This is a genomic window from Pseudomonas sp. RA_15y_Pfl2_54, assembly GCF_963971015.1.
Lineage (GTDB): Bacteria > Pseudomonadota > Gammaproteobacteria > Pseudomonadales > Pseudomonadaceae > Aquipseudomonas > Aquipseudomonas baetica_A.
On record NZ_CAXAPN010000002.1, the window covers coordinates 94,677 to 114,668 of the forward strand.

Genomic DNA, 19,992 nt, shown 5'->3' on the forward strand with positions numbered 1-19,992 from the left:
CGGCCCGCCGGGCCCGCAGTCTAGTGGCGGGGCCGGTGGCTGTTTGAGTGATTATTGGGCGCCCTTCATGGGCAGAGGCGGCTTTGAAATGGCTTTGATCGTACAGAAATTTGGAGGCACCTCGGTCGGCACTGTCGAGAGAATCGAGCAGGTCGCCGACAAGGTTAAGAAATTCCGCGATGCCGGCGATGACCTGGTGGTCGTGCTGTCTGCAATGAGCGGCGAAACCAACCGTCTGATCGATCTGGCCAAGCAAATCAGTGGCGACGGTCAACCGGTTCCGCGCGAACTGGACGTGATCGTTTCCACTGGTGAGCAAGTGACGATTGCCCTGTTGGCCATGGCGCTGATCAAGCGTGGTGTGCCGGCGGTGTCGTACACCGGTAATCAGGTGCGGATCCTGACGGACAGTGCACACAATAAAGCGCGTATCCTGCAGATTGATGACCAGAAAATTCGTGGTGATCTTAAAGCAGGTCGCGTGGTGGTTGTCGCTGGTTTTCAGGGTGTCGACGAACACGGCAACATCACCACCCTCGGTCGCGGCGGTTCCGATACCACGGGAGTGGCACTGGCTGCAGCGCTCAAGGCGGATGAATGCCAGATCTACACCGACGTTGATGGTGTTTACACCACCGACCCGCGTGTTGTGTCAGTCGCTCAGCGTCTGGACAAGATCACCTTTGAAGAGATGCTGGAAATGGCCAGCCTCGGCTCCAAGGTGTTGCAGATCCGTGCGGTGGAATTCGCCGGCAAGTACAACGTTCCGCTGCGCGTACTGCACAGCTTCAAGGAGGGTCCGGGCACCCTCATTACTATTGATGAAGAGGAAACCATGGAACAGCCGATCATTTCCGGCATCGCTTTCAACCGCGATGAAGCCAAGCTGACCATCCGTGGCGTGCCAGACACTCCAGGTGTGGCGTTCAAGATTCTCGGCCCGATCAGTGCTGCGAACATCGAAGTCGACATGATCGTGCAGAACGTCGCGCACGATAACACCACCGACTTCACTTTCACTGTGCACCGCAACGACTACCCGGGCGCGCAGACCGTGCTGGAAAACACCGCCCGCGAGATCGGTGCCCGTGAAGTGGTCGGCGACACCAAGATTGCCAAGGTCTCGATCGTCGGCGTCGGCATGCGTTCCCACGCCGGCGTGGCCAGTCGCATGTTCGAATCCCTGGCAAAGGAAAGCATCAACATCCAGATGATCTCGACATCGGAAATCAAGGTTTCCGTCGTCATTGAAGAGAAATATCTGGAGCTGGCTGTGCGCGCCCTGCACACGGCTTTCGAACTGGATGCTCCCGCCCGTCAGGGCGAGTAATTCCGTTTCCTTGAAGGGCGCGGTTTGATCGCGCCCTTTATTTTTGAATGACGCGAGACCTGAACTGTTCTTTTGCTCGCGCTAGTCAATACTCAGGCATGTAGGGCTACGATCGCTCCGGTTGTAGGTCGGGTGCCTTTTTTTTGCAGACTGTTGTCCCTGAACTGAATTGCGTGAGGAGAAAGGTATGCTGATTCTGACTCGTCGGTGCGCAGAAAGCCTGATTATCGGTGATGGCGAAATCACCGTAACCGTGCTCGGCGTTAAAGGAAATCAAGTGCGTATCGGCGTCAACGCCCCGAAAGAGGTTGCCGTGCACCGTGAGGAAATTTACCTGCGTATAAAGAAAGAGAAGGACGAAGAACCAAGCCATTAATTTTTATCGTTTTTTATGTTTGCAAACGGGGAAGAAGGTGGTTAATATACGCCCCGTGTTGCGGAGAGCTGGCCGAGTGGCCGAAGGCGCTCCCCTGCTAAGGGAGTACACCTCAAAAGGGTGTCGGGGGTTCGAATCCCCCGTTCTCCGCCATTATTTGCTTAGTACGTTGTAATCTGGCTTTTTCGGTAAATTATTGAATTTACTAGAAAAAGTGGTTGGAATAGAGATTAGACGGGCTATAATGCGGCGCAACAAATGCACTCGTAGCTCAGCTGGATAGAGTACTCGGCTACGAACCGAGCGGTCACAGGTTCGAATCCTGTCGAGTGCACCATTTAAGAGTTGTTTATAGCAATATAAGTAACTCGGCTTCAGCCAGTTGTGGTCTGGTTTAAAAACACAAATGCACTCGTAGCTCAGCTGGATAGAGTACTCGGCTACGAACCGAGCGGTCACAGGTTCGAATCCTGTCGAGTGCACCATTTTAGGGTTGTTTGCAGCAATGCAGGTGATCTGGCTTCAACCAGTTGTGATCTGGTCTAAAAACACAAATGCACTCGTAGCTCAGCTGGATAGAGTACTCGGCTACGAACCGAGCGGTCACAGGTTCGAATCCTGTCGAGTGCACCATATATCGAAAAGCCCGCGTTTAACGCGGGCTTTTTGCTGTCCGGGATTTGGCTTTTCCTTTGACGCACCCTTTCTCATCAAATTCGACTAGAGCCGTGCGACCTCGCTTGAGATCGTACCGATAGCTTGTAGTCAAAGTCCGAATATTCACTTTGTCCGGTTTGCCGAGTGCGCTTTCGACATCCTGTTGGTTCATGCCGGCAATGACGCGTCGATTAATGATCGCTTCACGCCGTTGTCTGGCATCGATGAGATTTCCGCATTTGTCTTCTGCTTTGCCGGCAACGCCAGGTTCTCTGTCGTTGGTTTTCTTGCCGGATGTTTCTTCGTGATTGAGCGCTGGCATCACCGCGACCACTGAGCCGGTGAGGTAGGGGTGAACCTCCTGCGCTGAGAGCCTTTCTCCGCTTGCACAGCTCATCGACGTGAATGTAATGCTGCCGTCAGGAGCTTCGCAGCGATGAAGGCTGGTCGCAGCCCCGGCGGCTGGGAGGCAGAGCAGGCTGGCGAGCACAAAGCGGGATGTTTTTGATGGCATTCGACGTCCTCCATGACGGTCTACGCTCAAGGGTAGCTGCTACATTTTTTAATGCCGGTGTGTTTTCTTTTCGGGATGAGTCGTCGCATCTGCATGGATCAGGGCTGCGCTCAGGTTTGTCTCGCAAGCGCTTGTTTCAGCCGTGATTTTTTAACGTTTTAAACCGTCAGGCGGTGTATCATTGCGCCCGTCAGCCCCGCCGGGGCTTGTGGAAAACTTCCATGGACTTACCCAGTAGTTACTCAGTACCCCGTTTTACCAATCATGAATTGACTGATTGATCCTTCCGGCGTGCCCCGCTGCTGGGAGTGGAGTTCGCCTATGTCTGAAATCGAAGTAAAGAAAACACAGGAAAGCCTGCAGGATCGCCTGGCTCAGGTCGTCGAGCTGCTGCAGCGTCAACGGGTCGTTGAAGACCTGACTCATCGCCAGGAAGGCGCGCATCAGGACCGGGTGGAAAGCCTGGTTCACCGACAAAATCTCGTCGAGTTGCAACGCAAGCTCGATGATCTGCACTCCGCCGACGTTGCCTACATTCTTGAAGCCTTGCCGCTGGATGATCGCCTGACGCTTTGGCAACTGGTCAAGGCTGATCGCGACGGCGACATTCTTCTCGAAGTATCCGATTCTGTCCGTGAAACGCTGATCGCCGACATGGATGATCACGAGCTCCTGGCTGCGGCCAAGGACATGGATGCCGACGAACTTGCTGACCTGGCCTCTGAGCTGCCGCGAGATGTCGTCCATGAGCTGATGGAGAGTCTGGATAACCAGCAGCGCGAGCGTGTGCGTTCGGCGCTGTCCTATGACGAGGAGCAGGTCGGTGCGCTGATGGACTTCGAGATGGTGACCATCCGTGAGGATGTCAGTCTCGAAGTAGTTTTGCGTTACCTGCGCCGCCTCAAAGAGCTTCCTGGTCACACCGACAAACTGTTCGTGGTCGATTACGACGGCGTGCTTAAAGGTGTGCTGCCGATCAAGCGTTTGCTGGTCAATGACCCCGATAAACAGGTTGCTGAAGTCATGGCCAGCGATCCGGTGAGTTTCCACCCGGACGAAGATGCCTACGACGCTGCTCAGGCATTCGAGCGTTACGACTTGATCTCTGCCCCGGTAGTCGACAAGAACGGCAAGCTGATTGGTCGTCTGACCATCGACGAAATGGTTGACTTGATCCGTGAGGAAAGCGAAAGCGAAGTCCTCAACATGGCGGGTTTGCGTGAAGAGGAAGATATCTTCGCCTCCGTATGGAAATCCCTGAATAACCGTTGGGCGTGGCTGGCGATCAACTTGATCACCGCGTTCTTCGCTTCCCGGGTGATCGGCCTGTTTGAAGGCTCGATAGAGAAGCTGGTAGCGCTCGCGGCGCTGATGCCGATCGTGGCGGGGATCGGCGGCAACTCCGGTAATCAGACGATCACCATGATCGTTCGTGCCATGGCGCTCGATCAGGTCAGCACCGGTAACACTTCACGCCTGATGCGTAAGGAGTTGGCGGTTGGATTGATCAATGGCCTCGTCTGGGGTGGGGTGATCGGGGTGGTTGCCTATCTGCTTTACGGCAGTTGGTCGCTGGGCGTGGTGATGACAGCAGCGATGACTCTCAATCTGTTGCTGGCGGCGCTGATGGGGGTCTTGATCCCGATGACGCTGGCGAAGATGGGGCGTGACCCGGCGATGGGGGCCAGCGTGATGATCACCGCGATGACCGACAGTGGGGGGTTCTTCATCTTCCTGGGGTTGGCGACAATCTTCCTGCTTTGATCTGCCATGAATAAACGGCCCGCCAACTCTATTGGCGGGTTTTTTTAGAGAAAAGGGATGGCCTGAATTTCAGGCGAAAAAAAGCCAGCACTAATGCTGGCTTGAGGTGTTCGGTATGACTCAGGACGCGTCTGCAGCCATTTCAGCGTCGTGGGCGATCAAGGACACCAGTGCATTCTGTTGACGGTGAGAAAGCTGGCGGAAGCGTTGCAGCAACTCGCGTTCGTGCAACGACAGCTCCGGGCTGTCCAGACGCATGCTCAGTTCTTCGCCCAAAGCGCCTTCCTGAATAAGACTCTGCTCAAGGCGCGCAATGATCTCGGAGTTCATGCTGCGATGATGATTGCGAGCCACCTCGGCAATGCGTTCACGCATTCCGTCTGGCAGACGTACGACGAACTTGTCAGCCGTACGGCTGGAATAAATTGCCTGTTTCAATGGGCGCATATATTTAACCGGTTAGTTCAGGGGAGCGGTTCTCGGGATTGGCCGCAGATGTGTGGTAGGACAAGCATCCGCGCCAAATGGTTCAACCTGAATTGTTAAGAGGCTCGCATCATGCCTCAAAATTGCCAGATCATTGGCGTCAATTCTGTGACAAATATTGAGCTGGGTAAAGGCGTAATGCCAGCACCAATTATCAGAAATGCGGACTGGTTTGAAAACTTTGCCTTGGCCCGCATCAAAGACCGCCTCCTGATGCACGTCCTTTAGTGTTCTAAGACGTCAGAACGTGCATGCTATGCGGTTTTCGATCCTTGTTCCTTACCTGTACAGGATAGTGGCAATTTGCCGATTTACTAGGGGCAAACACCTGCTGGAGGGCGTTTTCAGGATGTATGGCAAGCTTATTTATCTGATGGGGCCGTCCGGTTCGGGTAAGGACAGTCTGATCGAGGCCGCTCGTGAGCCATTGCGGGCGTTGAACTGCGAAGTCATGCGCCGGGTGATCACGCGATCTGCCGAATCGATGGGCGAGGATGCGATTGGCGTAACGCCGCAAGAGTTCGAAAGACGTCAGCGCGCCGGTGATTTTTCATTGGCATGGCAAGCCAACGGCCTCGCCTATGGCATTGCGGTGGAAATGGATCAATGGTTGCAAGCCGGGCGACATGTATTGGTCAACGGCTCGCGTGCCAATTTGCGGCAGGCACAGGAGCGCTATCCTTCGCTGTTGCCGGTTTTACTGACGGTCAGGGATGAGGTGCTGCGAGAGCGTTTACTCAGGCGCGGTCGAGAGACGCTTGAGCAGATCGATGCACGACTTGCCCGGAACGCTCTGTTCAAGGATAGGAGATCAAGTGACCGGCCTGTGCACCTGATCGACAATTCGGGCAACCTGGCGGACGCCGTCAATCAGCTTCTGGAGCTGGTCCGGCTCAACGTAGTACTGGATCAAACTTGAACCTGCGCCCGGCGATCAGCGCCAGAGCAAACAACACCGTAAACACGCCACAGCTAATCAGCGGCAGAGTGATTTCGGTTTCCTCGAACAGCGAAAAATGCACAACGCCACTCAATAAGGCGAGGATCAGAAATCCTGCTGCTGATTTGGACATGCTGTACTCCTGCAGATATTTCAAAAAACCAGACGTTCGGTCGCTAGTGCTGGCAGTGCCTGCTGAGACTCGCTGACCGCTTGCGGTGCGAAGCTCTGATCACTCAACAGTGCCAACTGCGGCGCTTTCTGCACCTGCAAGTAATGCGGCATGCGCTGAGCAACCCGTTCAGCGCTCTCGGGGGCAAAGTGGAAACCTACCAAAATCGCCAAGGCGACCGCGTTTGCGAGCAAGAGAGTGCTGTTCATGAGGCGGACTCCGTTTGTTCTGTTATGAGAACAGACAAAGCAGCCGTCGTGCCAACAGTCTATCCGCTGTTAAGTCCTTTAAAAACAAGCATTTGGAAGGTTTTTTCAGAGAGCGAAGGTTGCAATCTGCAATGATGGCTTTTTGGGAGAGTGCAAAATGCACGGTAAATCTTCCCGCAGCCTTGCCGGGCGCCTGCCTACACTTAAAAAGCCCTACGGATGACATGACAAATCAGGGCCTGGCCGTTAACATGCACGCCGTCCGTCGCGCAGTGTTCATCTCGTGACAACTCAGTGTCTCAGTAGCTCAATTGGATAGAGCATCCCCCTCCTAAGGGGAAGGTTGGCAGTTCGAACCTGCCCTGGGACACCATATATTCTGGCCTTCTGGCCACTCTTCTGACCACTGCGCTTCTCTGTGACAGCCGTGTTGGCAGGAGAAGCAGTCAAGCCTCTTTCAGAGTGATCTGAAAGGGGCTTTTTCGTATTCGCGGCTTAAGGAAGATGCCGATGGAAGGCCTTTTGAAATTCTTTTCAAGTGCTGCAAAACGCAAGAAGGCTAAGTGAGGCATGAAAATACTATTCATTGCTTCGCTTGGTTTTTTATCGCTAATTCAGGCGCCGCTGTCTTTTGCGGACAATGCCAACGGGAAAAACCTCTATTCACAGCGGTGCGCCATGTGCCACGGAGTAGATCTGAAGGCATCAGGACCCCTGGCTAATAAAAGCAATCCACCGACGCCTGATCTGACAGCGTCCTTTTTCAAGCAAAGACTCAAGGAATACCCAGGCGTTATTGTGTCGTCAATAATACTTCGTCCAAACGGAGACTTGATTCCAAGAACATTGAAAGAGAACGGTGTAAAGCTGCCGCCGCACGCTTGGACGGTTAAGGATTTTCGCGATTTGAATCAATACATGAGTGGCGTGATCTCAAGAGGTCGATGATTTTCAGATAAAAAACTCGCGCAGTTTCATCTGTCCGGGCTTTTCATGGGCGGGCGCCGGGGCTATTCCTCAGCGCCCCCTCCAGGTTTGCCAATTGAGGTGCATATCCCGGTCATGCGCCGACGTCCATTGACCTTGTAGTCGCGCTCCTGTTCTTGCGCGCCCGGTTTGCGCAAGGTCACTTGCGCATAGAGTCCATCCTTAGCGCTGTAGGCGCCGAATCAGTCATTCATTCGCGCAATAAAGCATTTGCTACCGATGATCACCGGGAAGTCGGCGACCTGTTCGATGGCGTAGTAGCCTGCTCCGTAGCCGTAATATTCGTCGTTGTTTGTGGCGGACGCAGGAATAGGGCAAATGGGCTTTCGCTCTTGCCCGTTGTCGTCCAGATCCCGCAGCGTGAACGAGGTTCGGCCCAGTGCGGTGTCAGCGTCGAAGTCGGTGGCACTCAACGCCTGCCACTCGCTGCGGAAAACTGGGTTGCAGCGCTTTTCAACGCCAAGGACGCGAGTGTCCGTTCGAGAGCAAACTCCGGATCATTTTTACTGGCTGCGCGAACGCTGTTTTGCAGATCATCCAATAGCTCTTTTTCGGCGCCATCCGGCTGATGGGCGAGGGCTTCTGTCCATTGCGCTCGCCATGGCCTGCTGGAAGAACAGCAACGCACAGGCAGATACGATGTAGCGTCCTTTGATGTACACGAGGTCGGCCTTGTAGTGAGAAGTTGGCAGGCGCGCAGGTTAATCGCTGTGTGTGGAATCTTGAAGCGTCGGCTTCAGGGAACGCCACTTCTGGCCGATAACCCAAACGGTGAGTTCAGACTTGTGCGAAATCGCTTGATAGCATTTGGCCTCCAGCTATCATCTGCGCGCCTGAAAATCGCCCTTGGTTCATCTACTTCAATTGCCTGGAAATCCTCGATGCTGTCGTATCACCAAAAGAGTTTTCTGATCGTCGATGATTTCTCGGATTTCCGCAGCTCCGTGCGCTCGATGCTGCGTGAGCTGGGGGTCAAGGACGTGGACACCGCTGACACCGGTGAGCAGGCGCTGAAGATGTGTGCGCAGAAATCCTACGATTTCATCCTGCAGGATTTCCACCTCGGTGACGGCAAGAAGAACGGCCAGCAGGTTCTTGAAGACCTGATGCTGGAAAAGCTCATCAGCCACGAAGCCGTGTTTGTGATGGTGACGGCCGAGACCAGTCAGGCGATGGTGCTCAGTGCTTTGGAGCATGAGCCGGATGCCTACCTGACCAAACCGTTCAACCGCTCGGGGCTGGCCCAGCGGCTGGAGCGTCTGGAGCAGCGCAAGACGTTGCTCAAACCGATTCTGCAAGCCCTCGACCGTGGCAAACCGGTCGAGGTGCTCAACGCCTGCATCGCCCTGTGCAAACAGGACATTCGCTATTCGCCGCTGTGTCTGCGCTATCGCGCTGATGCTTTACGCGACCTGAATCAGAACGAAGCACTGGAACGCCTCTACGACAGCATCATTGCTGACCGGCCGTTGCCGTGGGCGTTTGCTGGATTGGGCAAGTTGCTGTTCAAGCGTGGGCAAGTGGCGCAGGCCAAAGGTGTGTATGAAAAGGCCTTGAAGGTATTCCCGATGATGCCTTCGCTGTACGACGGCATGGCTGATGTGCTGGTGTCCGAGGGCGATACCAAAGGCGCGCAGCAGGTGCTGGAAGAAGCGATTCGCCTGTCGCCGCTGGCGGTGCGTCGGCAGGCGTTGCTCGGCAAACTGGCGATGGCCAACGAAGATTTCGACACCGCCTCGCGGGCTTACCGTCAGGCTGTGTCGCAGGGCGCGCAGTCGCGCTTCAAGGATCCGGAAAGCAACCTCGGCCTGGCCCATGCGCTGATCAGCAAAGGCAGTGAGCGCGGTCTCGATACGCGCACGCGCCTGGAGATCAACACTACCCTCAGCGCTGTTGCCAAAGAGAACCCGACCGACCCCGGTTTGCAGATTCGTGCGCGTTTGATGAAGGCAACGAGCCTTCTGCTCAACGATGCCGAAACCGCCGACAAGCTCACCGAGCAAGCACTGATGCGACTCGACGGCATGGAACAGTTCATGAGTCCGGAGGCGGCGCTGCTCGTCGCCAAGCAGTTGCAGATGCTCGGTCAGGCCGAGGCGGGCACGTCGATGCTCAAGAGCTGCGCGGAAATCTACGGTGACGATCCGGCGGTGATGAAAGACATTGCCAAGCTCACCGATGACCCGACTATCCTCAGTTCGAGCAATGCCGCCGCCGACCTCAACCGTCAGGGCGTGCGGGTGTACAAGACCGGCAATCTGGTTGAAGCCCGCGAGGTCTTCCGCAAGGCGCTGAAGATGCAACCCAAGAACATCAGTATCGCGCTGAACATGGCCCAGTCGCTGCTCCACGGCACCGACACCAGTGTGCCTTCGGCGGAGCTGGAAGAATGTCGGGCCTGCCTGAAAATGGTCGGCCTGATGCCCGACACCGACGCGCGTTTCTCGCGCTATCAGAAGCTGAAAAGCAAGGCGTTTGGCGAATGAACCAAGACGAGCAAGCATTGGATTTTTCCACGGTGATCGCCTCCACCGTTCACGACATGAAGAACTCGCTGGCCATGCTGATGCAAGCGCACAGCAAATGGCTGGCGCGTTTGCCGCAAGCGCAGCGCGAAGGCACGGAGCAGGGCGTGATCGACTTCGAGTTCGCCCACCTCAACGGCATGCTGGTGCAGTTGCTTGGGCTGTACAAACTCGGCGTCAACCAGATGCCAGTGCAGCCGGCGTATCACGAACTGGATGATTTCATCGAGGCGCAACTGGCAGCGCATCAAGAGGTCTTCGCCAGTCGCGGCATCATCGCCACTTATGAAGTTGATCCACTGAGTCCGCTGGGTTTCTTTGATCGTGAGCTGGTTGCCTCGGTGCTGGGCAATTGCATCAATAACGCCATTCGTTATGCCCGCGAGTCGCTGCTGATCACCGTCAGTGACGAGGCCGGGCAACTGGTGCTGAGCATCAACGATGACGGCGACGGCTATCCGGTCGAGATGCTCGAACGTCAGGCTGACTATGTACAGGGCATCAATCACAGCAGCGGCAGTACCGGGCTTGGCCTGTATTTCGCTGCCCGCATTGCCGCGTTGCATCAACGCAATGGTGTCGAGGGACGCACCGAAATCCGTAATGGCGGCCCCTTGGGTGGCGGGATCTTCAGTCTCTATCTGCCGTGATCCGAGGCTTTTTGTTTGACGCTGCTTGATATTCCGAACAGCCGAAGCCTATTTTGTTCGGGTCGCCGTTCGCGGCTCGTACAACAACAAGGATTGCGTCATGACAACCGATGGCCAGTGTTCACTCGCGCAGCGATTGACGGGCATTGATGAGATTGAATGTGTCACGCCGGATTTGAACGGCGTACCACGCGGCAAGGTGATGACCGCCGAGGGTTTTCTCGAAGGGCGTCGTTTGCAGCTCGCGCGGGGGGTGCTGCTGCAATGCATCATGGGCGGATATCCGCCGGCGCGGTTCTACGGCAGCGATGACGGTGATCTGGCGCTGATTGCCGATCCAGACCAGATTCATCCGTTGCCATGGAGTGACGAACCCCGTGCCCTGGCCATTTGCGATGCCGATGAACTGACTGGCGAAAGTTCCAGCCTGTCGACCCGTGGCCAGCTCAAGAAAGTCATCGCAGGTTACAAGGCGCTCGGTCTGGCGCCTGTGGTGGCGACCGAACTGGAATTTTTCGTGTTCGCTCCAAACACTGATCCGACCCAGCCGTTCCGAGCGCCAGTCGGTCTCGATGGCCGCCGCGAGGATGGCTTGTCGGCGTTCAGCGTCAGTTCCAACAACGGTCTGCGACCATTCTTCAGTGAAGTCTATAAATGCATGGCGGCCCTCGGTCTGCCGCGTGATACGTTCATGCACGAAATGGGCGTCAGCCAGTTCGAGATCAACCTGCTGCACGGTGATCCACTGTTGCTGGCCGATCAGACCTTCCTGTTCAAACACTTGCTCAAAGAAGTCGCGCTCAAGCATGGCCTGACCGTGGTCTGCATGGCTAAACCGCTGGCGCACACGCCGGGCAGCTCGATGCACATTCACCAGAGCATCGTTGATATCGCCAGCGGCAAAAACGTCTTCAGCGACGATAGCGGCCAGCCGACGGCGATGTTTCGCCACTTCATTGGCGGGCAGCAGGCGGGCATGGCGGACTTCACCGCGCTGTTTGCGCCGAACGTGAACTCCTACCAGCGTCTGTGCCATCCGTTCGCTTCGCCCAACAATGCCTGTTGGTCCCACGATAACCGTGCGGCCGGGCTGCGGATTCCGGCCAGTTCACCGGTCGCTCGTCGGGTCGAAAACCGTCTGCCCGGCGCCGACGCCAATCCGTATCTGGCGATCGCCGCCAGTCTGGCTGCCGGTTTGCACGGGATCGAACACGAACTGGAGCCGACCGAGGCGATTCAGGGCGAATTCGACGTGCCGGATAATCTTTCGCTGCCGTGTACCTTGCATGCCGCACTCGAACGTCTGAAACGTAGCCAATTGGCCAGGGAACTGTTCGGACAGGAGTTCATCGAAGGCTACATCGCTTCGAAGACCATGGAACTGACCAGCTTCTTTGATGAAATCACTCCCTGGGAACGGCGTGTTCTAGCAGCCCAGGCCTGACGTACCGTCGCCATCGGGCTATCGTTTGATAGCCCGATACTTACTGCAAGGAGCCGCTCGGAACGCCGATGCGCCAAATCTGGAAATCCTTTCGAGCGCTGTATTTTGCCTCGCTGATGATGTTGATCGGCTCGGGTCTTCTATCTACTTATCTGGCCCTGCGCCTGGCGGCTGAAGATGTCGACGGGCTGTGGGTCGGTGCGTTGATGGCCGCCAACTATTTCGGTCTGGTGCTGGGCGGCAAGATCGGCCACCGGTTGATCGCCCGGGTCGGGCACATTCGCGCGTATTCGGCGTGTGCCGGGATCGTCGGTGCGGCGGTGTTGGGGCATGGTCTGGTGGACTGGCTGCCGGCATGGCTGGTGCTGCGAACGATTGTGGGTCTGGGCATGATGTGCCAGTACATGGTCATCGAGAGCTGGCTCAACGAGCAGGCCGATGCCAACCAGCGTGGTCTGGTGTTCAGCGGCTACATGATCGCGTCGTACCTTGGCCTGGTGTTGGGTCAATTGATTCTGGTCATGCATCCGGGCCTCGGTCTGGAGCTGCTGATGCTGGTCGCCCTGTGCTTCGCGCTGTGTCTGGTGCCGGTGACGCTGACCCGACGGATTCACCCGGCACCGCTGCATCCGGCGCCGATGGAGCCGCGTTTTTTCATCAAGCGCGTGCCGCAATCATTGAGTACGGTGCTCGGGGCGGGTTTGATCATTGGCTCGTTTTACGGTCTGGCGCCGCTGTATGCCTCGCAGCAAGGGCTGTCGACCGAGCAGGTCGGTCTATTCATGGGTACCTGCATTTTTGCCGGATTGCTGGTGCAGTGGCCGCTGGGGTGGTTGTCTGACCGATATGATCGCGCGCTGCTGATTCGTTGTTTTGCCGGTTTTCTGGCGGTTGCCGCTTTGCCGCTGGCGATCCTGCCGCAGGTACCGCTGGAGGTGCTGTTTGTGGTCGGCTTCCTCTGCTCGCTGGTGCAGTTCTGTCTGTATCCCCTGGCGGTGGCGTTTTCCAACGACCATGTCGAGGGTGATCGCCGGGTGTCGCTGACGGCGATGCTGTTGGTGACTTACGGGGTCGGTGCGAGCATCGGGCCGCTGTTGGCGGGTGTGTTGATGAAGTTGTTCGGTAGCCAAAGTCTGTACGCGTTCTTCAGCTTCTTTGCGATGGTGCTGGTGTGGCGGATTCGCCCGAAGGCGGTGACCAATCTGCATCAGGTCGACGACGCGCCGCTGCATCACGTAGCGATGCCGGACAGCATGTCCAGCTCACCGCTGGTGGCAGCCCTCGACCCGCGTGTTGACGAGCAGGTGGTGCAGGAGCAGATGCAGAACACGCCTGAGCCAGAGCCAGAGCCTGAACCGGAGCCAGTGTCAGAGCCGGAGGCGCAATCGCAACCTGAAACAGAACCTGAGTCCGAACCTGCAGCCAATCCGGATGCTGGCAACGATAAGCCCGCCCCGGATATCAGTGGCGCCAGGCCTTGAGAAGCAGTCGAAAATAAAAAAGGGCAGTCACCGCAAGGTGACTGCCCTTTTTATTGGCCGTGTCGAATCAGAGATCGTCTTTATCGAAACGCCGTGCTTCACGTTGCAGCTGATAAACAAAACGCTCGACGTTACGTGCAGCCTGACCACTGATGTTGTGGAAGCGCAGGCCGGCAAACGTGATGTTGAGTTTTTCTTCGAAGTGCAGATAACGCAGTTCGACGGAAGTCGGCTGGTTGCCGAACAGCGGCGGGGCGATCAAGCGGTCGTAGACCTGGCCCAGTTGCAGGCGATCGGTGATGTCGCCTTCGAAGCGCAGCTTGCAACCGGTCGCGGAAATATCCAGCAGCTTGCCGTTGATCGGCGATTTGAGCTTTTCGCCGCCCAGTTCAACGTTGACCAGATCGGTCAGTTTCAGTGCCGCGCGAAAGGCGTTGCGGCGCTGGTGATACACCACTTCGCTCGGCAGTTCGCCGGTATAAAAGCGATCACCTTCGCACTCTTGGATGTTCAGCGTGCCAGTGCATTCCCAGGCAATGCGCACACCCTCATGAAAACCTTCAACTTTGAAAGACTCGCCGGCGAGCAGGAAGCGTTCGCCGTCGCGCGGGATCATTTCATCAAGGGCGATGGACGCGCTGTCACGGTCGACTTTGATCAGGTAGCTCTGGAAGCGCTGGCTGCGTTCGTGGAACGTGATGATCAGCGGATCGTGGCTTTCTTGCAACTGACGCAGGTTGCTGGAGATTTCCAGGGGCGTGGTGAGCACCTTTGGGGGCTGCGGAGCATCATCCGCGCTTAGGGCGTTTGGCACGTTTTCTCAATCTCCAGACAAAATTTGACTACGACTGGCCAGTATTTTGCCAGCATGTTTCTCGTGTTGATAGTGCGGGCTCATCGAACGGCTTACGCCTGGCTGAACGTACGCGGCTTGACGGGTTTGGCGAAAGCACCACTGGCGTCATACAGCGCTGGCGGTTCACCCCCGGTGAGGATTTTCAGCTGATTGGCCGTAGCGGCCTGCTGTACCCGGATCGACTGGCCATTGTTGACATTGGCCGCCTGGCATTGGGCGATGAGATCGGTCAGGAAGTCGCTCTGGCTGAGCAACTGGTCGCCGAGGCTCGACTGGCTGGCGAGTTGCTCAAGCCCCTGCCGATTGGTCGGCAGGTTGAGACTGGCGAGGATTTCGCTGCGTTTGCGGCCATGCTGTTCAAGCAAAATGATCAGGGCCTGTTTGCGTGCCAGAATTTCTTCCAGCAAGGGCATGTCGCGACTATGCAAAGCGAGGGATTCGGTTTGCAGCAATTCCAGCAATTGTTGAGCTGGAGCAAAGTCGTCGATGATCAGTTGCAGTAAATGAGTGTCGTGCATGGCTGGCCTTGGGTTTTAAGCGTCCAAAAGCCTGGCGCAGGCAAAAGCCTAGCGCTGGGCTTCGAAGTTGAGCAGTTTGCTGGCTACACGGTTGCTGTCGACTTTGTAGCTGCCATCGGCAATCGCGGCTTTCAACTCGGCCACTCGGGCTTTGTCGACAGCAGGCTGATCGCGCAGCTTGTCCGTGACCTTCTGCAACTGTTGAGCCTCATTGCTGAGGTGTACCGATTCCCCGCTTTTTGCGGTACTGGCCGGTTCGGCCTGGGTATTCAGCGGCGCGGAGGTGCCGGTTTCGGCGGTTTCCCTGGCGTTGCTGGTACGTGTACTGCCCGTAAGTGACGAGGAGCTGTTCAAACGGCTGAAATCGATGACCATGTTAAAAACCTCTGGGAATTTGGACGCTTGCCATGTTTTCGGCCATCCCCTGGAAAACTTTAGGCCCATTTAGCAATAGGCCCTGCATGCGCCGGCGCGTGTCCTGCTGCCGCACAGTTTAGGGAACCGACGAGGTCCGCGCCAGTTTTCTCATGAGCGTTTTACATGGCCACTTCCACTTGGCCTGGCGCGATGACTTGCGCCTTGATGACCCGGTTGGAGTTGAGGTTTTTCACCCGGATCTGTTCTTTCAGGCCGCCGTTGGACAGGGCTTCTCCCGGCATACGCACGGCGAGTGTGCCGGTGCGGGCGATGATGACCACTTGATCGCCCTTGCGCACGACTTCCGCCTGTTCCAGATGCACGAGCGTGATGACCTGATCGGCGACCGTTGGTCGGGTTAATTTTTGCCCGATGGCTTGATCCACCGACGTCAGAAAACCTTGATTGATTGTGCTGACGTCACGCTCTCGCAGGGTCACATCCTGCGGCTCGATAATCCCGGCGCGTTTGAGCGGTCGTGTGGTGGTCACAATCTCGCGAAACAGGCGGACTTGAGCGGGTACGAACACGGTCCAGGGCGAGCTTCCCTCACAGCGAACCTTCACGGTTACCCGTCCCAGCGGACGTGCCGGACTCTCCAAAGACGCTGTCAATTCCTTGTCGCACATGGGCATGTGCATACGGGGGTCGAGCTGGTTGACTTCGATTTCGTAGCGGCCTTCCGTTTGACTGGTAGCCAGATAGTCTTCTACGGTGAACTCAAGAAAGCCCTGAGTGACGCCGATAAGCATGTCAGGCAAGGTAACCGCATCAGCAATGGCAGGGCTGCCGGCGAAAAAGAGGCAAACGGCGGACATCGCGCAAAGCCCTCTGCGAAGGGGAGATGTCAGGCGTCGGAAAAATGTCGTTTGAGCGTTCATACGAGTTAAAAAGCAAGCGCCGTGCCGTTTAGCAATGAATGTGCGTCGCAACAACACTTGGCGTTGGTGTAGGAGTCTGGGCATGGCTGGTGTAATGGATTCGGTGAACCAGCGCACGCAACTGGTAGGGCAGAATCGCCTGGAGCTGTTGTTGTTCCGTCTCGACGGTCAGCAGCTCTACGGGATCAACGTGTTCAAGGTTCGGGAAGTGCTGCAATGCCCGCAACTGACGCTGATGCCCAAGTCCAGTCCTGTCGTGTGCGGGGTGGCGAATATTCGGGGGGCGACCATTCCGATCCTTGATCTGGCAATGGCGACCGGTTCCGGGGCGTTGAAAGACAAGAAAAATCCGTTCGTGATCATCACGGAGTACAACACCAAGACCCAGGGTTTCCTGGTTCGCTCGGTGGAGCGCATCGTCAACATGAACTGGGAGGAGATCCATCCACCGCCCAAGGGCACCGGGCGCGATCATTACCTGACCGCTGTGACTCGGGTGGACAATCAGTTAGTCGAAATCATCGACGTCGAAAAGGTGCTGGCGGAAGTTGCACCGACGCCGGAAGCGATTTCGGTCGGTGTTGTCGATGTCGAGACGCAGACCAAGGCGTTGTCGCTGCGGGTGCTGACGGTCGATGACTCGTCGGTGGCGCGCAAGCAGGTCACGCGTTGCCTGCAGACGATCGGCGTTGAAGTCGTGGCGTTGAACGACGGCAAGCAGGCGCTGGATTACCTGCGCAAGCTGGTCGACGAGGGCAAGAAGCCGGAAGAAGAGTTCCTGATGATGATTTCCGACATCGAGATGCCGGAGATGGACGGGTACACCCTGACGGCCGAAATCCGCGGCGACGCTCGCATGCAAAAGCTTCATATCATCCTGCATACTTCGTTGTCGGGGGTATTCAATCAGGCGATGGTCAAGAAAGTCGGTGCCGATGACTTTTTGGCCAAGTTCCGCCCTGATGACCTGGCATCCCGGGTAGTCGACCGGATCAAAGCAGCAGATATCAGCTAGGGACCTTTTGTCCCTGGCGGTCAACACGATTTAAGAGGCGGCATCAATTTGTCTACGGGTAATTTGGATTTCGAACAGTTCCGGGTCTTCCTGGAAAAAGCCTGTGGCATTTTGCTCGGTGAAAACAAGCAGTACCTGGTCTCGAGCCGTCTCAACAAACTGATGGAGCAGCAAGGTATCAAGTCCCTGGGTGAGCTGGTTCAGCGCATCCAGACCCAGCCGCGCAGTGGTTTGCGCGAGCAGGTCGTCGATGCCATGACAACCAACGAAACCCTGTGGTTTCGTGACACCTATCCGTTTGAAGTCTTGAAGAACAAGGTGCTGCCCGAAGCCATCAAGGCCAGTCCCAACCAGCGTCTGCGGATCTGGTCGGCAGCCTGCTCGTCGGGTCAGGAACCGTACTCGCTCTCGATGTCTATCGATGAGTTCGAGCGCGTCAACCTTGGCCAGTTGAAGATGGGCGTGCAGATCGTTGCCACCGATCTCTCGGGCAGCATGCTGAACAACTGCAAGACTGGCGAGTACGACAGCCTTGCAATCGGTCGCGGTTTGTCCCCCGATCGTCTGCAGCGTTTTTTCGATCCGAAAGGACCTGGGCGCTGGGTCATCAAGGCACCGATCAAGAACCGGGTGGAGTTTCGCTCGTTCAATTTGCTCGACAGTTACGCCAGCCTGGGCAAGTTCGACATCGTGTTCTGCCGCAACGTGTTGATCTACTTCTCTGCTGAAGTGAAGAAAGACATTCTGTTGCGCATTCACAGCACGCTGAAACCGGGTGGTTATCTGTTCCTTGGCGCTTCCGAAGCGCTGAACGGTTTGCCGGATCATTACCAGATGGTCCAGTGCAGCCCGGGGATCATTTACAAGGCCAAGTAATCTGCAAATCGGCAACACAAAAACGGGAGTCCGCAGGGGCTCCCGTTTTTTTGTGCCTGGCGTTTCTACGAGGTCGCCGCTCCCACAGTGGAGCTGTGGTGTGGGTGGGAGGGGAGGGCAAGCGGCAGAAAAGCGGCAGCCAGCGGAAGTCGTTTGCCGCTTTTCTGGCATTGCCGCTTTGCCTGATCCCCGCAAAGGTGCGGTTTTCGGGGGTTTCTCGCGTTGGCACGGCGCTTGCTAAAGCTCAGTTACGAAAAACCGGTCACCCGAAGGTTCCCGACATGAGCATCAGCTTCGATAAAGCGCTCGGCATTCACGAAAAGGCATTGGGCTTCCGCGCTCAGCGTGCCGAAGTGCTGGCCAACAACATCGCCAACGCCGATACCCCGAACTACAAGGCTCGGGATCTGGACTTCTCCAAAGTGCTTGAAGCACAGACCCAGAAGAACGCCAACGGCACCATCGCCCTGAACATGACGAACAGTCGTCACATCGAAGCTGAAGGCCTGGGCAATGGCGACGAGTCGCTGATGTATCGCACGCCGATGCAGCCTTCGATCGACCAGAACACCGTAGATGCTCAGCTTGAGCAGTCGAACTACGCGCAAAACGCGGTCGGCTTCCAGGCCAGCTTCACTCTGCTCAACAGCAAATTCAAAGGGCTGGTGTCAGCCCTGCGCGGAGAGTAATCCATGTCCCTGTCCAGCGTTTTCAACATTGCCGGCAGCGGCATGAGCGCACAAACCACGCGTCTGAACACCGTGGCTTCGAACATCGCCAACGCCGAAACCGTCTCGTCGAGCATCGACCAGACCTACCGCGCCCGTCACCCGGTGTTCGCCACCATGTTCCAGGGTGGCCAGAACAGCGGCAGCAACTCGCTGTTCCAGAGCCAGGACGCCGCAGGGCAGGGCGTACAGGTACTCGGCGTGGTCGAAGACCAGAGCAACCTCGAGGCGCGTTACGAGCCGAACCATCCGGCCGCTGACGCCAAGGGCTACGTCTACTACCCGAACGTCAACGTGGTGGAAGAAATGGCTGACATGATTTCCGCGAGCCGGTCGTTCCAGACCAACGCCGAAATGATGAACACCGCCAAAACCATGATGCAGAAGGTGCTGACCCTCGGTCAGTAATAAGGGGCGACGGCCATGAGTGTTTCCGATACCACCAGCAGCTTGAGCATGAATGACATCCTGGCGAACTCGTCGAAAAAGACCAGTTCGACCACCGGTGGCATTGCTTCGGCTACCAACAGCGCCACCGGCGGCCAGGCACTGGGCAAGGACGCGTTCCTGCAATTGCTGGTCACCCAGCTGAAAAACCAGAACCCGCTCGATCCGCAGGACAACAGTGCATTCGTTGCCCAGTTGGCACAGTTCAGTAGCCTGGAAGGCATCACCACGCTTAACAGCACCGTCAGCTCGCTGGCCGGCAACTACAACTCCTCGCAGGCACTGCAGGCGTCGTCGCTGGTCGGTCGCAACGTGATCGTGCAGACCAACAGCGTTCAGATGGACGACCCGAGCAAGGGCATGACCGGTTCGGCGACCGTTCCGTCATCGATTGCCGGTGGCACCGTCAGCATTACCGACAGCAGCGGCACGGTGGTTCGCACCATCGATCTGGGCAGTCGCGCCGCAGGCAGCGCGAGCTTCACCTGGGACGGCAAGGACAAGGACGGCAATCTGGTGAAGGCCGGTACCTATACCGTCAAAGCCAACGCATCAATCAATGGCACCGCGACCGACTTGGCGACTTACCTGCCAGCCACGGTCAACAGTGTGACCATCAGCCAGACCGGCGGCGAGTTGATGCTCAACCTGTCCGGCAAGGGCACCGTCGCCCTGTCCAAAGTACAAACCATTGGTATATAGAGCCGACTAACCGGCAC

General features: G+C 56.7%; 23 protein-coding genes and 5 tRNA genes. 19 read left to right on the forward strand and 9 right to left on the reverse strand.

Annotation, left to right across the window (positions count from 1 at the left end; translation table 11 throughout):
- The first annotated feature begins 88 nt into the window (after nucleotides 1-88).
- The 6 genes from AACY50_RS01935 (at nucleotide 89) to AACY50_RS01960 (ending at nucleotide 2,339) form a co-directional block, all read left to right on the forward strand.
- Nucleotides 89-1,330, forward strand: coding sequence for an aspartate kinase (locus AACY50_RS01935; protein WP_339430872.1), 1,242 nt, complete (start codon nucleotides 89-91; stop codon nucleotides 1,328-1,330).
- A gap of 187 nt (nucleotides 1,331-1,517) precedes the next feature.
- A complete protein-coding gene (gene csrA / locus AACY50_RS01940; RefSeq protein ID WP_002554426.1) occupies nucleotides 1,518-1,706 on the forward strand; it encodes a carbon storage regulator CsrA in 189 nt (62 codons plus the stop codon).
- 62 nt (nucleotides 1,707-1,768) lie between these two features.
- Nucleotides 1,769-1,859: transfer RNA gene (locus tag AACY50_RS01945), tRNA-Ser, on the forward strand.
- A 107-nt stretch (nucleotides 1,860-1,966) separates the two neighbouring features.
- Nucleotides 1,967-2,043 (forward strand) — tRNA-Arg (locus AACY50_RS01950).
- 71 nt (nucleotides 2,044-2,114) lie between these two features.
- A tRNA-Arg gene (locus tag AACY50_RS01955) sits at nucleotides 2,115-2,191 on the forward strand.
- 71 nt (nucleotides 2,192-2,262) lie between these two features.
- Nucleotides 2,263-2,339: transfer RNA gene (locus AACY50_RS01960), tRNA-Arg, on the forward strand.
- A gap of 19 nt (nucleotides 2,340-2,358) precedes the next feature.
- On the opposite strand, the gene AACY50_RS01965 is transcribed toward AACY50_RS01960, so the two are convergent.
- Nucleotides 2,359-2,877 (reverse strand): cell envelope protein SmpA, encoded by a 519-nt coding sequence (locus AACY50_RS01965; RefSeq protein WP_339430871.1) that lies wholly within the window; start codon nucleotides 2,875-2,877, stop codon nucleotides 2,359-2,361.
- Between the two features lie 321 nt (nucleotides 2,878-3,198).
- On the opposite strand from AACY50_RS01965, the gene mgtE reads away from it, so the two are divergent.
- On the forward strand, nucleotides 3,199-4,641 hold the full coding sequence (gene mgtE, locus AACY50_RS01970; RefSeq protein ID WP_339430870.1) for a magnesium transporter: 1,443 nt from the start codon (nucleotides 3,199-3,201) through the stop codon (nucleotides 4,639-4,641).
- A 120-nt stretch (nucleotides 4,642-4,761) separates the two neighbouring features.
- Here mgtE and AACY50_RS01975 read toward each other — a convergent pair whose 3' ends face one another.
- Entirely contained in the window at nucleotides 4,762-5,088 is a 327-nt protein-coding gene (locus AACY50_RS01975; RefSeq protein WP_003178899.1) for an Arc family DNA-binding protein, read from the reverse strand.
- A gap of 388 nt (nucleotides 5,089-5,476) precedes the next feature.
- Between AACY50_RS01975 and phnN the strand changes: the two genes are divergently transcribed.
- On the forward strand, nucleotides 5,477-6,046 hold the full coding sequence (phnN, locus tag AACY50_RS01980) for a phosphonate metabolism protein/1,5-bisphosphokinase (PRPP-forming) PhnN (protein ID WP_339431013.1): 570 nt from the start codon (nucleotides 5,477-5,479) through the stop codon (nucleotides 6,044-6,046).
- Here the strand turns inward: phnN and AACY50_RS01985 are convergent.
- Both AACY50_RS01985 and AACY50_RS01990 read right to left on the reverse strand, forming a co-directional pair.
- Nucleotides 6,021-6,200, reverse strand: a complete 180-nt coding sequence (locus AACY50_RS01985) for a PA3371 family protein (protein ID WP_339430869.1) — start codon at nucleotides 6,198-6,200, stop codon at nucleotides 6,021-6,023. The two genes, phnN and AACY50_RS01985, sit on opposite strands and share 26 nt — an antisense overlap.
- Nucleotides 6,201-6,220: 20 nt before the next feature.
- Nucleotides 6,221-6,448, reverse strand: coding sequence for a hypothetical protein (locus tag AACY50_RS01990; RefSeq protein WP_339430868.1), 228 nt, complete (start codon nucleotides 6,446-6,448; stop codon nucleotides 6,221-6,223).
- Between the two features lie 296 nt (nucleotides 6,449-6,744).
- Between AACY50_RS01990 and AACY50_RS01995 the strand changes: the two genes are divergently transcribed.
- Nucleotides 6,745-6,821, forward strand: a tRNA-Arg gene (locus AACY50_RS01995).
- A gap of 197 nt (nucleotides 6,822-7,018) precedes the next feature.
- A complete protein-coding gene (locus AACY50_RS02000) occupies nucleotides 7,019-7,396 on the forward strand; it encodes a cytochrome c (protein WP_339538088.1) in 378 nt (125 codons plus the stop codon).
- 221 nt (nucleotides 7,397-7,617) lie between these two features.
- On the opposite strand, the gene AACY50_RS02005 is transcribed toward AACY50_RS02000, so the two are convergent.
- Nucleotides 7,618-7,848: a hypothetical protein gene (locus AACY50_RS02005; protein ID WP_339538089.1), complete on the reverse strand. Its 231-nt coding sequence runs from the start codon at nucleotides 7,846-7,848 to the stop codon at nucleotides 7,618-7,620.
- Between the two features lie 468 nt (nucleotides 7,849-8,316).
- Between AACY50_RS02005 and AACY50_RS02010 the strand changes: the two genes are divergently transcribed.
- The 4 genes from AACY50_RS02010 to AACY50_RS02025 all read left to right on the forward strand — a co-directional run bounded on the left by AACY50_RS02010 (nucleotide 8,317) and on the right by AACY50_RS02025 (nucleotide 13,535).
- Nucleotides 8,317-9,921 carry a tetratricopeptide repeat-containing response regulator gene (locus AACY50_RS02010; protein ID WP_221733047.1) on the forward strand — a complete coding sequence of 535 codons (1,605 nt, stop codon included), beginning with the start codon at nucleotides 8,317-8,319 and terminating at the stop codon, nucleotides 9,919-9,921.
- A complete protein-coding gene (locus AACY50_RS02015) occupies nucleotides 9,918-10,610 on the forward strand; it encodes a sensor histidine kinase (RefSeq protein ID WP_339430865.1) in 693 nt (230 codons plus the stop codon). The genes AACY50_RS02010 and AACY50_RS02015 overlap by 4 nt, the downstream gene beginning before the upstream one ends.
- A gap of 202 nt (nucleotides 10,611-10,812) precedes the next feature.
- The gene (locus AACY50_RS02020) at nucleotides 10,813-12,054 is read left to right on the forward strand and encodes a glutamine synthetase family protein (protein WP_339431012.1); all 1,242 of its coding nucleotides are present in this window, start codon (nucleotides 10,813-10,815) and stop codon (nucleotides 12,052-12,054) included.
- 68 nt (nucleotides 12,055-12,122) lie between these two features.
- Nucleotides 12,123-13,535 (forward strand): MFS transporter, encoded by a 1,413-nt coding sequence (locus tag AACY50_RS02025; RefSeq protein ID WP_339538091.1) that lies wholly within the window; start codon nucleotides 12,123-12,125, stop codon nucleotides 13,533-13,535.
- 67 nt (nucleotides 13,536-13,602) lie between these two features.
- Here the strand turns inward: AACY50_RS02025 and AACY50_RS02030 are convergent, their stop codons facing one another.
- The 4 genes from AACY50_RS02030 to flgA all read right to left on the reverse strand — a co-directional run bounded on the left by AACY50_RS02030 (nucleotide 13,603) and on the right by flgA (nucleotide 16,207).
- Nucleotides 13,603-14,349 carry a flagellar brake protein gene (locus AACY50_RS02030; protein WP_339430863.1) on the reverse strand — a complete coding sequence of 249 codons (747 nt, stop codon included), beginning with the start codon at nucleotides 14,347-14,349 and terminating at the stop codon, nucleotides 13,603-13,605.
- Between the two features lie 92 nt (nucleotides 14,350-14,441).
- On the reverse strand, nucleotides 14,442-14,909 hold the full coding sequence (locus AACY50_RS02035) for a flagella synthesis protein FlgN (protein WP_339430862.1): 468 nt from the start codon (nucleotides 14,907-14,909) through the stop codon (nucleotides 14,442-14,444).
- 48 nt (nucleotides 14,910-14,957) lie between these two features.
- Nucleotides 14,958-15,284, reverse strand: coding sequence for a flagellar biosynthesis anti-sigma factor FlgM (gene flgM, locus AACY50_RS02040; RefSeq protein ID WP_339430861.1), 327 nt, complete (start codon nucleotides 15,282-15,284; stop codon nucleotides 14,958-14,960).
- 161 nt (nucleotides 15,285-15,445) lie between these two features.
- Entirely contained in the window at nucleotides 15,446-16,207 is a 762-nt protein-coding gene (gene flgA, locus AACY50_RS02045; RefSeq protein WP_339430860.1) for a flagellar basal body P-ring formation chaperone FlgA, read from the reverse strand.
- A gap of 82 nt (nucleotides 16,208-16,289) precedes the next feature.
- Between flgA and AACY50_RS02050 the strand changes: the two genes are divergently transcribed.
- The 5 genes from AACY50_RS02050 to flgD all read left to right on the forward strand — a co-directional run bounded on the left by AACY50_RS02050 (nucleotide 16,290) and on the right by flgD (nucleotide 19,975).
- On the forward strand, nucleotides 16,290-17,222 hold the full coding sequence (locus AACY50_RS02050; RefSeq protein WP_221733040.1) for a chemotaxis protein CheV: 933 nt from the start codon (nucleotides 16,290-16,292) through the stop codon (nucleotides 17,220-17,222).
- A 48-nt stretch (nucleotides 17,223-17,270) separates the two neighbouring features.
- On the forward strand, nucleotides 17,271-18,098 hold the full coding sequence (cheR, locus tag AACY50_RS02055) for a protein-glutamate O-methyltransferase CheR (RefSeq protein WP_221733039.1): 828 nt from the start codon (nucleotides 17,271-17,273) through the stop codon (nucleotides 18,096-18,098).
- 281 nt (nucleotides 18,099-18,379) lie between these two features.
- Nucleotides 18,380-18,787, forward strand: coding sequence for a flagellar basal body rod protein FlgB (flgB, locus tag AACY50_RS02060; RefSeq protein WP_339430859.1), 408 nt, complete (start codon nucleotides 18,380-18,382; stop codon nucleotides 18,785-18,787).
- A 3-nt stretch (nucleotides 18,788-18,790) separates the two neighbouring features.
- The gene (flgC, locus tag AACY50_RS02065; RefSeq protein ID WP_003227217.1) at nucleotides 18,791-19,234 is read left to right on the forward strand and encodes a flagellar basal body rod protein FlgC; all 444 of its coding nucleotides are present in this window, start codon (nucleotides 18,791-18,793) and stop codon (nucleotides 19,232-19,234) included.
- A 15-nt stretch (nucleotides 19,235-19,249) separates the two neighbouring features.
- Nucleotides 19,250-19,975, forward strand: a complete 726-nt coding sequence (gene flgD, locus AACY50_RS02070; RefSeq protein ID WP_339430858.1) for a flagellar hook assembly protein FlgD — start codon at nucleotides 19,250-19,252, stop codon at nucleotides 19,973-19,975.
- Nucleotides 19,976-19,992 lie beyond the last annotated feature (17 nt).